This is a genomic window from Streptomyces sp. JLYT201 (assembly GCF_059448825.1).
This window is the reverse complement of record NZ_CM182551.1, coordinates 5,748,785-5,761,269: the sequence shown is the minus strand read 5'-3', so window position 1 is coordinate 5,761,269 and position 12,485 is coordinate 5,748,785. Positions and strand designations below refer to the sequence as shown.

9 protein-coding genes are annotated in these 12,485 nt (G+C 74.1%); 2 read left to right on the top strand and 7 right to left on the bottom strand.

Annotated features, from left to right (window positions below; all coding sequences use genetic code 11):
- Positions 1–57: 57 nt before the first annotated feature.
- The 4 genes from AC5WAM_RS24165 to AC5WAM_RS24150 all read right to left on the bottom strand — a co-directional run bounded on the left by AC5WAM_RS24165 (position 58) and on the right by AC5WAM_RS24150 (position 5,324).
- Positions 58–696, bottom strand: coding sequence for a SurA N-terminal domain-containing protein (locus tag AC5WAM_RS24165; protein ID WP_495518784.1), 639 nt, complete (start codon positions 694–696; stop codon positions 58–60).
- Between the two features lie 179 nt (positions 697–875).
- On the bottom strand, positions 876–2,414 hold the full coding sequence (locus AC5WAM_RS24160) for a serine/threonine-protein kinase (RefSeq protein ID WP_138966599.1): 1,539 nt from the start codon (positions 2,412–2,414) through the stop codon (positions 876–878).
- A complete protein-coding gene (locus tag AC5WAM_RS24155; RefSeq protein ID WP_495518783.1) occupies positions 2,411–2,914 on the bottom strand; it encodes a hypothetical protein in 504 nt (167 codons plus the stop codon). The genes AC5WAM_RS24160 and AC5WAM_RS24155 overlap by 4 nt, the downstream gene beginning before the upstream one ends.
- 292 nt (positions 2,915–3,206) lie before the next feature.
- On the bottom strand, positions 3,207–5,324 hold the full coding sequence (locus AC5WAM_RS24150) for an N-6 DNA methylase (RefSeq protein ID WP_495523643.1): 2,118 nt from the start codon (positions 5,322–5,324) through the stop codon (positions 3,207–3,209).
- Between the two features lie 315 nt (positions 5,325–5,639).
- Between AC5WAM_RS24150 and AC5WAM_RS24145 the strand changes: the two genes are divergently transcribed.
- A complete protein-coding gene (locus AC5WAM_RS24145) occupies positions 5,640–6,455 on the top strand; it encodes a hypothetical protein (protein ID WP_495518782.1) in 816 nt (271 codons plus the stop codon).
- Between the two features lie 99 nt (positions 6,456–6,554).
- Here AC5WAM_RS24145 and AC5WAM_RS24140 read toward each other — a convergent pair whose 3' ends face one another.
- Positions 6,555–7,319: an N-acetyltransferase gene (locus AC5WAM_RS24140; protein WP_495518781.1), complete on the bottom strand. Its 765-nt coding sequence runs from the start codon at positions 7,317–7,319 to the stop codon at positions 6,555–6,557.
- 122 nt (positions 7,320–7,441) lie between these two features.
- Positions 7,442–8,179, bottom strand: coding sequence for an HNH endonuclease family protein (locus AC5WAM_RS24135; RefSeq protein ID WP_495518780.1), 738 nt, complete (start codon positions 8,177–8,179; stop codon positions 7,442–7,444).
- A gap of 236 nt (positions 8,180–8,415) precedes the next feature.
- Between AC5WAM_RS24135 and AC5WAM_RS24130 the strand changes: the two genes are divergently transcribed.
- Entirely contained in the window at positions 8,416–8,841 is a 426-nt protein-coding gene (locus tag AC5WAM_RS24130) for a nuclear transport factor 2 family protein (protein WP_495518779.1), read from the top strand.
- Between the two features lie 67 nt (positions 8,842–8,908).
- Here AC5WAM_RS24130 and mfd read toward each other — a convergent pair whose 3' ends face one another.
- Positions 8,909–12,448: a transcription-repair coupling factor gene (gene mfd / locus AC5WAM_RS24125; RefSeq protein WP_495518778.1), complete on the bottom strand. Its 3,540-nt coding sequence runs from the start codon at positions 12,446–12,448 to the stop codon at positions 8,909–8,911.
- Positions 12,449–12,485 lie beyond the last annotated feature (37 nt).

Here is a 12,485-nt window from a genome sequence, read left to right as displayed (position 1 = left end):
GTCCGGCGTTTGAGGACGAGCGCGCCAGCGCGATGCGGGGCGCCGCCGCACGTGAGGTCAGGCCGCTGCTTCGCGGAGCCAAGGCGTCTTCGTGTCGATCCGCTTGTTCTGGGTGGTGTCCCACGTGCCGTAGCGCGGGTTCACATCGACGTCGAGCTTCTTGGAGGCCTTGGACAGGGCGGCCCAGAAGGTGTCCTGGCCCTCCTTGGACGTCATGTCGGCGCCGAGCTTCGCCGACAGCTTCCGGGCCTCGATCTCCGTGCGGATGCTGTCGTCGAGGCGCTTGGGCGCGATGCTGTACTGCTGGAGCCAGCCCGCCTCCAGGGCCTTGCGGCCGCCCGCCTGTTCCGCCATCTCGGCGCGGGTGGTCTGGATCTCCTTGCGGGTGACGCTCACCCCGGCGTCGCGCGCGGCGCGGTGCAGGACCCGGTCGAGGACCATCGTGTGCAGCGTGTTGCGGGTGAGGCTGCCGGTCTTGGCGATGACCTGCTCGTACTGCCGGTCGTCGGGGACGGCGGCGCGCTGCGCGGAACGCACCTCGTTCACCCGGTGTTCGAGCTGCGCCACCGTGATGCGGTCGTCGCCCACGACGGCCGCGGCGCCGGGGCGCGCGTCACTGCCGCAGGCGGTGAGGAGCGGGGCAGCGGCGACGGCCGCGGCGGAGAGGAGGAGCGCGGTGCGACGGCGGCGGTGCAAGTTGGCCTCCCGGTGGAGAGATTGTGCTTCGCTGCACAAAGTCTTGCGGTGATCGATGGTAGGCAGCGGTGGTCGTCTCGGCCACCCTTCCCCCAGAACTCGTCCGGTTCGTTCAGGGGGACGCGCCACCACCAACGACTCACCGGGAGTTGGGGCACCCCCGGCGCCCGGAATCCGCCCTATCCGCGCACTTGCCCCAGCCACTGGAGGGTTCGGCGGATCTCCGCGGGGAAGGGGTGCCCGACGCCGTGGACGCGCTCCGCGTCCAGGACGAGGCGGGCCAGCGTGTCGTGGGCCGCCGAGCGGTCGCCGAGGGCCAGCAGGAGGTGGCCGATGCGGCGGCGGATCTCCAGGGACTGGCGGATGTCGTCGGTCGCGTACTGGTTCTCGTAGTAAGGGAGCAGGGCGCGGTACTCGGCCAGGGCCGCGGCGGGTTCGCCGAGCTGCTCCAGGCACTGGGCGGCCTCGTAGCGGAACTGGAGGGACTGCGGGTCGGCGTGGCCGGACTCGGCGGCGCGCTGGTCGGCGAGGCGGCGCAGCTCGGGGAGGGCGCGGCGGTACTGGCCGTCGTCCATCAGCGTGGCCGCGTACTGCTTGCGCAGGGTGCGGACGACGGGCGAGTGCTCGCCGTGCTGGGCGGCGGCGGCCGGCAGGATCGAGCCGAGGACGTCGACGGCCTGGGTGATGCGGCCCTCGCCGAGCAGCCGCTTGACCTCGTCGACGGCGCGGGCGACGTCCTGGCCGTGGCCGGGCCGGGGCGGCTGGGCCTGGGGCGTGGCGGCGGGGGTCGCGGCCCGGTCGGGCCAGGGCGCGTGCGGGCGCAGGAAGGGGCGGGTCGGGTCGAGCGGGCGGCCGGACGGCGCGGAGCGCGCGGGCAGCAGCGGCACCAGCTCCTCGTAGACGTCCTGGGCGCTCGCGGGCCGGTGCTGGGGGTCCTTGGCGAGCAGCCGCAGGACCAGGGACTCGACGGACTCGGGGACCTCGGGGCGCAGCCTGCGCACCGGCAGCGGCGGCTCGTACAGGTGCCGGTGCAGCACGCCGAGGGCGGTCGAGCCGGAGAACGGCACGTCGCCGCTGAGGAGTTCGTGGAGCAGCACGCCGAGCGCGTACAGGTCGGTGTACGGGCCGACGGCGCCGCCCATGGCCTGCTCCGGCGCCATGTACGAGGGGCTGCCGATCGGGGAGCCGGTGTGGGTGAGGCGGGTGGTGTCGGTGTCCATGACCGAGGCGATGCCGAGGTCGAGGATGGTGAGCGTGCCGTCCTGGCGGACCATCACGTTCCGCGGCTTGAGGTCGCGGTGCACGATCGGCACGGCGTGCACCGCGGAGAGCACGGCGCACAGCTGGGCGGCGACGGCGACGGCCCACTGCCAGGGGTAGGGCGCGTGCTCGGCGAGGTGGTCGCCGAGGTCGGCGCCGTCGACGTACTGCATGACGAGGTAGAGGTCGTCACCGTCGCTGCCCGCGTCGTGCACGGTGACCAGGCCGGGGTGGTCGACCTGCGCGGTGACGCGGCACTCGCGGATGAAGCGGCGGCGCAGCTCGTCGGCCTCGGCGCCCGCGACCTTGTCCGGGCGGAGCAGCTTGACCGCGACGCGGCGGTCCAGGCGCTGGTCGTACGCCGTCCAGACCTGGCCCATGCCGCCCTGGCCGATGAGGGTGGCCAGCTCGTAGCGCCCGGCGACGACGCGTCGGTCGGTCCCGGATGCCACGGTCAGCTGCCGCCTTCCTGCTTGCGCAGATAGTCGCTCAGCTCGTCGAGCTCGGCGCGGACCTGGTCGATGCGGGCGGGCGGCTGACGGCCCGGCGGGGTCGGCGGCGGCGCGGGCGCGGGGACGGGCGTGTGCTGCGTCGGGTAGCCGTACGAGGGCGGGGACGGCTGCGGGGGGTAGCCCGGGAACTGCGTCTGCTGGTACGGGGCCTGGGCGCGGGCGAGCCGTGCGTGGTGGCGGATGTCCATGGTCAGGTAGTAGGCGATCACGGGCACCAGGGTGGCGACGAGGATGGTCATGCCCGTGTTGCCGGGCCCGGTGAACTCCTCGTCGCCCTTGTCGACGCCGATGAGCACGACGGCGAGCACGTCGAGGGCGACGACGGCCACGAAGAGCACCCAGTCGCGGACCGCGCGCGTGACGAGCGCGAGCCGGAGCATCGCGGCCCACGCCAGCAGGCCGCACGTCAGGGCGGCGAGCACGACGAACAGCACGCGCAGCGTCACGGGCGAACCCGCCGACGGGGGCCCCGGGGCCGGCGGGGGCGGCGGCGCATAGCCGTGGCCGTGCATGGCTGCTCCTGGTTACCTGACGAGACGGACGGTTGAGGATTCGAGCGTATAGGCCGACTCCGCGGACCCGAATCGGGTTGTACCGAACCGTTGTCGTACTGATCACGCGGTACGTGGCGGTCCGGTGCTCCCGGTACTCCTGGTGCGCGTGGCGCGGGTGCTGCCGGTCGCGGGGCCGGGCGTGGGGTCGGTCAGGGGGCGGCCGCGGGGCCGGTCGTACGGCGGGTCACGGGGACGGGTCGGGCTCGTCCGGCGCGACCGTGCCGTCGGTGAGCCCGTCGTACATCCCGCGCACCAGTTGCTCACCCAGGCGGCCCGCGAGCCGCAGCGCGTCCTCGAAGGCGGCGAGCGCCCGGAACCGCTCGCCGTAGCCGCGCTGGCGCTCCGGCGGGAGGCGGGGCAGCTGGAGGCGGCGCACGTCGAGCCGGGCGGAGGTGGAGGCGTAGCTGCTGGCCTGGCGGGTGTTGGCCGTGCCGCGCAGGAACCCGGCGAGGAACCAGGGGTCGAGCGCCGCCGGGTCGGGGCGCAGCAGGGCGAGGCCGCGGCCGAGGGCGGCGCCCGCGGTGGTCTCGTCGACGACGCGGGCGGCGGCGGTGCCGGAGACGGGCACGACGACGTCGCCGGGCTCGGTGAGCACGGGCCGCTCCGGCCGCTCGGGCAGGGAGGTGTCGTCGTGGGGCGCGGCCGGGACGGCGGGCGGCGCGCCGGTGAGCACGTCGTGGTCGGTGAGGACGGGCACCCCGGGGGCGCCGCCGACGCCGCCGGTGTGGAGCACCAGGTGGCCCGCGCGGGCCAGTTCGCCGACGGTGGTGAGCGGCCAGCGGGCCGTGTCGGGGGTGCCGGGGGCGGCCTGCGGCGGGGTGAGTTCGGCGGTCAGGCGCAGGGTCTCGCCGAGCCGGTCGCGGACCGCGCGCAGCTCCGTCGCGCCGCCGCCCGCGGCCCGGGGCGGCAGGCGGCGCGCGGGCGCCAGGTCGACCTCGTCGTCGAGGAGGTCGAGCACGGGCACGGACAGGGCGAAGCCGGGGATCTCGGCGAGGGTGCCGTGCCGCTCGAAGCGGCGGTAGGCGTCGAGTACCGCGTCCTGCACCGGCGGCCAGGCGCGCGGGTCGCGCCCGTCGGTGTGGCGGGACTCGGGGTGCCGGGGGTCGGGGTGCCTGCCGTCGGCGCCGGCCGTGGCCCCGGCCGCCTCGACGAGGAGGGCCTCGGGGGCGGCGGGCACGCCGGGGCCCGGCCTGCGCAGGACCCAGACGTGCAGCGGCAGGTTGTACGGGGGTGCCGCGCCCGGCGGCAGCGCGATCACGGCGCGCAGGGCACCGCGGCGCAGCAGGTCGGCGCGGATGCGGCGCCCCGAGCGGCGGGACGCGGCGGCGGGCGGCATCAGCAGGACGGCGGTGCCGCCGTCGCGCAGCCGGGCGAGGGCGTGCTGCACCCAGGCGAGTTCGGACTCGGTGCGCGCCGGCAGTCCGTACTCCCAGCGGGCGTCGTAGGACAGCTCGTCGTGGCCCCAGTTGCGGTCGTTGAACGGCGGGTGGCACAGGACGGCGTCGACGGCGAGGTCCGGGTGGGCGTCGGCGCGCAGGGTGTCGGCGGCGGCGGTGCGCACGGTGGCCGGGGCGTCGGAGCCGAGGGCCAGGCGCAGCGCGGTGAGCGCCGCGAGGTCGGCGGCGCTGTCCTGGCCGTAGAGCTGCTGGCCGGGGGCGCCGGCGGCGGCCCGCAGCAGGGCGCCGGTGCCGCAGGCCGGGTCGAGCACGCTGCGGGCGGGCCCGGCGAGTTCGGCCATGAGCTCGGCGGGGCCCTGGGGGGTGAGCGTGTACTGCCGGGGGTTGGCGTCGAGGTGGCGGCCGAGCAGGAACTCGTACGCCTTGTGCGCGCCGAGTTCGGCGGCGAGTTCGGCGGCGGAGCGCAGCAGCGGGACGGACGGCAGGAGGTCGGGCGTCGCGGGGACGGGCACCGCGCGGGTGCGCCGCGGCTTGCCGAACCGCGGCGTGAGCACGGCGTCCAGGGCGTCCGGGAGCCCGCGCGCCAGGTGCGCGTCGGACACCGCGCTCAGGCGCAGCCAGTCGGTGTGCCGGTCGTGCACGAGGAGCAGGCCGCAGCCCGCGTGCAGCAGGGCGGTGACGGGGCCCGCGGGGTGGCCCGCGAGCTGCTGCCAGACCCGTTCGCGCAGCGGCACTTCGGAGAGCTTGCCCTGGCCGCGCAGCCACCGCTCGACCTCGGCGAGCGCGAAGGAGGGGCTGGTGTCGGTGCCGCCGACGGGCCTGGGGAAGTCGGCGTGGCGGCGGCGCCAGTTGCTGACGGCGGCGCGGCCGACCCCGGCGAGGCGGGCGATCCCGGCGGCGGTCACCTCGGTGACACCCGGCCCGGCCGCCCCGCCTGTGTCGTACGCCGCGTCGTAGCTCGCTGCGCGCGCCGCGTCACGTGTCGCGTCACGTGTCGCGTCGTACGCCCCGTCCCCCGTGCTCCCGCCCGGCCGCGTCGGCCCGCTGGTCCCCACTGGTCCGCCCCTCGTCCTATCGGTCCCGCCCGCGGTGCGCGTCGGTCATCGCCCACCGCCTGTGACGCCGAGCCTACCCAGGCGAGTCGGGCGAACCCCTTTCACGACCGTTAACGACCCGTCGACCGTGAACGGTGTTGACTCGGTTCACAAGCATCTGGTCTGATGTCCGAGCTGAACACGAACTCCCTGGGGGGACTCTCCATGCACGCCTACTCGCGCCGCACCGCCTTCGCCGCGCTCTGCCTCGCCACCGCCGCGACCGTCACGCTCACGGCCTGTGGGGGCGACAAGTCCGACGACACCAAGAAGCCGGCGGCCGCGCAGAAGAAGGACCCGTTCGCGGACCTCTCGGGTCCCCAGATCGTCGACAAGGCCATGAAGGCGACGTCCGGCGCGTCCTCGGTCCGTATGAAGGGGTCCATGTCGGAGGGCGGCGGCCCGGGCTCCATCGACCTCGCGCTCGACACCAAGGGGAGCTGCGTCGGCACCATCGGCACCGGCGGCGAGGGCTCGGTCGACCTGATCGGCACGGGCCGCACGGTGTACATGCGCAACGACGCCGCCTTCCTGCGCTCCGAGATGAAGGGCGAGCCGAAGGCCGACGTCCAGGCGTCGATCGACATGATGGCGGACCGCTGGGTGAAGACCACCACGACGAAGTCCGACCAGAAGGACTTCGACCAGTTCTGCGACCTGAAGACGGTCCTCGCCGACTTCAAGGACACCCGGTCGGCGGCGCGCAAGGGCAAGGCCACCACGGTCGACGGCATCCCGGCGATCACCCTGCACGAGACCGACGGCGAGGGGCGGGCGACGCTCTACGTGGCCACCGAGGGCAAGCCGTACCTCCTGAAGGCGGTCAACGACCCCGGCAAGGGCAAGAAGCGGGACACGATCGTCTTCACCGACTTCGACAAGCCCGTGAAGGCGACCCCGCCGAAGGGCGACGTGCTCGACCTCGACAAGCTGGACGGCTGACACCCGCAGGGCCCGGCCGGTCGACACCCGGCGGACCTGCCCGGCGGACACCCGCCCGGCCCGCCCGGCGGACCTCCGCCGGGCCGTGCGGCACCCCTGTCACAGGGCGTGCCGCACCCACACGTTCGGCTCGACGTAGACCGCGCAGCCGTGCTCCGGCATGCGGTGCACCGGCACGAGCGCACCCGGCACCTCGACGAGGCGCTCCCCGCCGGACCCGTCGAACGGCAGGCCCGTCCACTCCCGCCACTGCGCGAGCGAACCCGACACCGTCATCGACACCGGCGCCACCTTCGCAATGACGCCGCCCACGCGGACGTGGACGCGCAGCCAGGGGTCGTACGGCAGGCCGTCGTCGCGGGTGCGCCACGCGTACTCCTCGATCGGCGTCGCGGGCTCCTGGTGCTTGGCGTTGGGCCGCACCGGCGCGACGACCTCCGCGAAGCCGCGGGCGCGCGCGTTCTCCCGCATGGCGGCCAGCATCCGGCCGGAGAGGCCGTGCCCTTGGCGCGCGGGGTCGACGGCGACCTCGATCGCGCTGACCGTGTCCGGCTCCACGCCGCAGTACCGGTCGTCGAACGCCCAGACAAGGACCTGGTCCCAGCCCCCGTCCGGCAGTTCGGCGCGGTCGCCGCCCCGCTCCTCGGAGCGCAGCGCGAAGGGCACGCTGAACGCCCGCGCCACCACCCGCTCCTGACCGTCCGTGGCCAGCAGGACGTACTCCGGGAACTCGTCGGGGATCAGGCTCATGTGCGACCGGGCGATGAGGTCGTGGCCCACGAACTCGGCCCAGGAGTCGTCCATGGCCCACATCGGCCCGGCGAGGCCGGGCCGCTCGGCGAGGGTAGTGATCGTCAAGTCCACGCGCAGCACGCTAGCGGCGCGGGCCCGGTCCGCCCACCGAATAAGTGCGCGTCACCATGAACGCGCGTCACCATGAACGCGCATCACCATCACTGCGCGTCACCGAGCCCGCCACGTGCGCGTCACCGCGCCCGGAAGCGCTCCGGGGCCCGGGTCGGGCTGCCGCCGCCGGGCAGCTTCTCCTGCGGGCAGCCCGACAGGACCTTGCGCATCGCATCGCGCTCGGCGCGCGTCACCGACAGCTCGTACTTCTTCTTCACGGCCACCTGCCGGGCCACGTACGTGCACCGGAAGCCCTTGTCCGGCGGCAGCCACGTCGCGGTGTCGCCGTCGCCCTTGCCGCGGTTGGGGCCCGCGTCGACGGCGAGCAGGTTCAGGGGGTCGTTGGCCAGGGCGATGCGCTTGCTCGCGTCCCAGCGCTGGGCGCCCTTCTGCCAGGCGTCGGAGAGCGCCACGACGTGGTCGATGTCGACGCGGCTGCGGCCGCGCGTGAACGTCACGTCCTTGCCGGTGTACGGGTCGGGCGCGAGCTTCCCCGCGGTGACCACGCAGCCGCCGCCCCGGAACTTCACGTCCTTCAGGTCCCGCTTGAGTATGTCGTCGCGGGTGCCGCAGCCGTTGGAGTCGGTGTCGGCCCAGGCGCTGCCGAAGCGCGCGCGCTCGTAACCGGTCTTGGGGGCGCGGCCCTTGACGGTCAGTGAGTCCACGGCGGCGAGCGCGGAGCCCGCACGCCCGCCGGGCGCGCCGCCCTTCCCCGCCCCGTCCTTCTCGTCCTTGTCGCAGGCGGCCAGACCGCCGAGGGCGACCACCAGTACGACGGCGTGAGCGGCCGCGCGCCGCCCCGTGACTCCGAACCTCACGAATTTCCCTCCCGTGGAACGGTCCCCACCGTACTTGCATTGCCGGGTTGGGCCGTCCGCAACCTGCGGGTTCGTGGTGGCTGGTCGCGCCCGCGGCGGAGCCGCACATCGGCACAGCCCCGCGCCCCTTCGGGGCGCTACCTCGGAGGTAATCGCGCGCCGCCGCACGCCCTGGCAGCCTCAAGGACGTCAACGGGCCCCGCGCAGGGGCCGGTCACGTCAACGAGGGAGCCCCCATGGTCACGGAAGCCCGCACGGTCGAGGACGCCACCCGCGCCACCGTCGACGCCTTCTTCGCCGCGCGCCTCGCGAACGACACCGCGCGCCTCACCGAGATCTTCGCCGACGACGTCGACTGGCTGCTCGCCGAGAACCCGGCCGTGCCGTGGATACGTCCGCGCTCCACCGGTGCCGAATGCGCCGCCCAGGGAGCGGAGCTGGCGAGCCACACCGTCGCCGAGGACGCGCGGGCCAGCGTCGACACCTACCTGGTGAGCGGGCAGGACGCCGTGATCATGGGCCGTCTTTCGGGCACCGTACGCGCCACCGGGAAGTCCTTCGAGGGCCCGTTCGCGCTGCGCCTGACCGTCGAGGACGGCCGGATCACCCGGCACCACCTGTACGAGAACAGCCTCTCCATCGCGGCGGCGTGCACGCCCTGAGCGCACACGCCGCCACCCGCCGGGGACCCGCGCGCCGCCACCCGCCCGAGGTGTGCGCGCCGCCCGGCTACGACCCGAGGACCGAGGCCAGGAACTCCCCCACCCAGCCCAGCAGTTCCCGCCCGACCAGCGGCTTGCCGCCGACCTTCGCGGTCTTCGGCCGGGGCACGAGCACCTGGTGCGTGGCCCCCTTGATGACCGAGCCGGGGTAGAGCCGCTTCAGGCGCAGCTCCTGGGACTCCCTCAGCTCCACCGGAGCGAAGCGGATGTTCGTGCCCTGGAGCACGATCTCGCCCACCCCGCAGGCCCGGGCCAGCATCCGCAGGCCCGCCACGAGCAGCAGGTTCTCGACCGGCTCCGGCAGCTTGCCGTAGCGGTCGGTGAGCTCCTCGCGGACGGCCTTGACGTCCTCCTCGGAGTTGGCGGAGGCGATCGCGCGGTAGGCCTGCAGGCGCAGCCGCTCGCCGGGCGCGTAGTCGTGCGGGACGTGCGCGTCGACCGGCAGCTCGATCTTCACCTCGAGCGGCGGCTCCTCCTCGGCGCCGCCGCCCTCCAGGGACTTGCGGTAGTCCGCGACGGCCTCGCCCACCATGCGGACGTACAGGTCGAAGCCGACGCCCGCGATGTGCCCGGACTGCTCGCCGCCGAGCAGATTGCCCGCGCCGCGGATCTCCAGGTCCTTCATCGCCACGTACATGCCCGCGCCCATCTCCGTGTGCTGGGCGATCGTCGCGAGCCGCTCGTGCGCGGTCTCCGTGAGCGGCTTCTCCGGCGGGTAGAGGAAGTACGCGTAGCCGCGCTCGCGGCCGCGGCCGACGCGGCCGCGCAGCTGGTGCAGCTGGCTCAGGCCGAAGTTGTCGCCGCGCTCCACGATCAGGGTGTTGGCGTTGGAGATGTCGATGCCGGACTCGACGATCGTCGTGGACACGAGTACGTCGAATTTCTTCTCCCAGAAGTCCACCACGACCTGTTCCAGGGCCTGCTCGGACATCTGGCCGTGGGCGGTGGCGATCCGCGCCTCCGGCACGATCTCGCGCAGCCGGGCGGCGGCCCGGTCGATGGACTCCACCCGGTTGTGGATGTAGAAGACCTGGCCCTCGCGCAGCAGTTCGCGGCGGACGGCCGCGCCGATCTGCTTCTCCTCGTACGGCCCCACGAAGGTGAGCACCGGGTGGCGCTCCTCGGGCGGCGTCGTGATCGTCGACATCTCGCGGATGCCGGTGACGGCCATCTCCAGCGTACGGGGAATGGGGGTGGCCGACATCGTCAGGACGTCCACGTTGGCGCGCAGCTTCTTCAGCTGCTCCTTGTGCTCGACGCCGAAGCGCTGCTCCTCGTCGACGATGACCAGGCCCAGGTCCTTGAACTTCGTCTCGGAGGAGAAGAGGCGGTGGGTGCCGATGACGATGTCGACCGAGCCGTCGCGCAGCCCCTCCAGGGTCGCCTTCGACTCGCTGTCGGTCTGGAAGCGGCTGAGCGCCCGTACGTTCACGGGGAACTGGCCGTAGCGCTCGGTGAACGTGCCGAAGTGCTGCTGCACGAGCAGCGTCGTGGGCACGAGGACCGCGACCTGCTTGCCGTCCTGCACGGCCTTGAACGCGGCGCGCACCGCGATCTCCGTCTTGCCGTAGCCGACGTCGCCGCAGATCAGCCGGTCCATCGGGACCGACTTCTCCATGTCCTCCTTGACCTCGGCGATCGTCGTGAGCTGGTCGGGCGTCTCCGCGTACGGGAACGCGTCCTCCAGCTCGCGCTGCCAGGGCGTGTCGGGGCCGAAGGTGTGGCCGGGGGCCGCCATCCGCGCCGAGTACAGCTTGATCAGGTCCGCGGCGATCTCCTTGACCGCCTTCTTCGCGCGGGCCTTGGTCTTGGTCCAGTCGGCGCCGCCGAGCCGGTGCAGCGTGGGGGCCTCGCCGCCCACGTACTTGGTGATCTGCTCCAGCTGGTCCGTCGGGATGTACAGGCGGTCGCCGGGCTGGCCGCGCTTGGCCGGGGCGTACTCCACGACCAGGTACTCGCGGGTCGCGCCCTGGACGGTGCGCTGCACCATCTCGATGTAGCGGCCCACGCCGTGCTGCTCGTGGACGATGTAGTCGCCCGGCTCCAGGGTGAGCGGGTCGATGGTCTTGCGGCGGCGGGCGGGCATGCGCTGCCCGTCCTTGCCCGCGGCCTTCTGGCCGGTGAGGTCGGTCTCCGTCAGGACGGCGAGCCGCAGCCGCTGGTCGACGAAGCCGTAGTCGATGGAGCCGCAGGCCACGTGCACCACGGACGGGGTGATCTCGGCGAGGTCCGTGTCCAGGCGGGCCGCGATGCCCTCGCCGCCGAGCACCTCGACGGTGCGGGCGGCCGGGCCGTGGCCCTCCGTGACGTACACCGTCCGCCAGCCGTCGGCCAGCCAGCCCTTGGTGTCGGCCAGCGCCTTCGCCGTGTCCCCGCGGTAGGTCTCCGGGGCGTGCATGCCGAGCTTCAGGGTGTCGGCGCCCAGGACCTCGTCGGCGGCGAACGGGCTCACCGACCACCACATCATGCCGAGCTCCCGGGCCCGGTCGCGGACGTCCGCGATGCCCCACAGCGAGGCCGCGCCCACGTCGATGGGGGCCTCGCCACCGCCGGCCGTGGCCGCCCAGCTGGCCTGGAGGAACTCCTGGCTCGTCGCCACCAGGTCGGCGGCCCGCGTCCGCACCCGCTCCGGGTCGCACACGACGGCCATCGCGCCCTCGGGCAGCACGTCGAGCAGCAGCTCCATGTCGTCCACGAGCACCGGGGCGAGGGACTCCATGCCCTCGACGGCGATGCCCTCGGCGATCTTGCCGAGCAGTTCGCCCAGCTCGGGGTGGGCCTCGGCGAGCTCCCGGGCGCGGGCCCGCACGTCGTCGGTGAGCAGCAGCTCCCGGCACGGCGGCGCCCACAGGCCATGCTCGGCCACCTCCAGGGACCGCTGGTCGGCGACCTTGAAGTAGCGGATCTCCTCCACGTCGTCGCCCCAGAACTCCACCCGCAGGGGGTGCTCCTCGGTGGGCGGGAAGACGTCGAGGATGCCGCCGCGCACGGCGAACTCGCCGCGCTTCTCCACCAGTTCCACACGGGAGTACGCGGCGGCGCCGAGCGCGTCCACCACGTCGTCGAGGTCGGCCGAACTCCCCGTGCGCAGGGCCACGGGCTCCAGGTCGCCCAACCCCTTGACCTGGGGCTGGAGCACGGAGCGCACGGGCGCCACGATCACGCTCACCGGGCCCGTCTCGGGGTCGGCGCCGTCGGTGCTCGGGTGCGCGAGGCGGCGCAGGACGGCCAGGCGGCGGCCCACGGTGTCGCTGCGCGGGCTCAGCCGCTCGTGCGGCAGCGTCTCCCACGAGGGGTACTCGGCCACGCCTTCCGGCGGCAGGATCGTGCGCAGCGCCGCGGCCAGGTCCTCGGCCTCGCGGCCGGTCGCCGTGACGGCGAGCACGGTCCGCCGTGTCTCGCGCGCGAGGGCGGCCACGGCGAAGGGCCGGGCGGCCGGGGGGCCGACGAGGTCGATGTGGTGCCGGTTGCCGTCTGCGGCGGCCTTCACCGCTTCGGTGAGGGCCGCGTCCTTGACGACGGCGTCCAGCAGTCCGTGCAGGGTCATGAAGGGGCATCCCGTCCGGGGGGCGTGGGCAACGCGA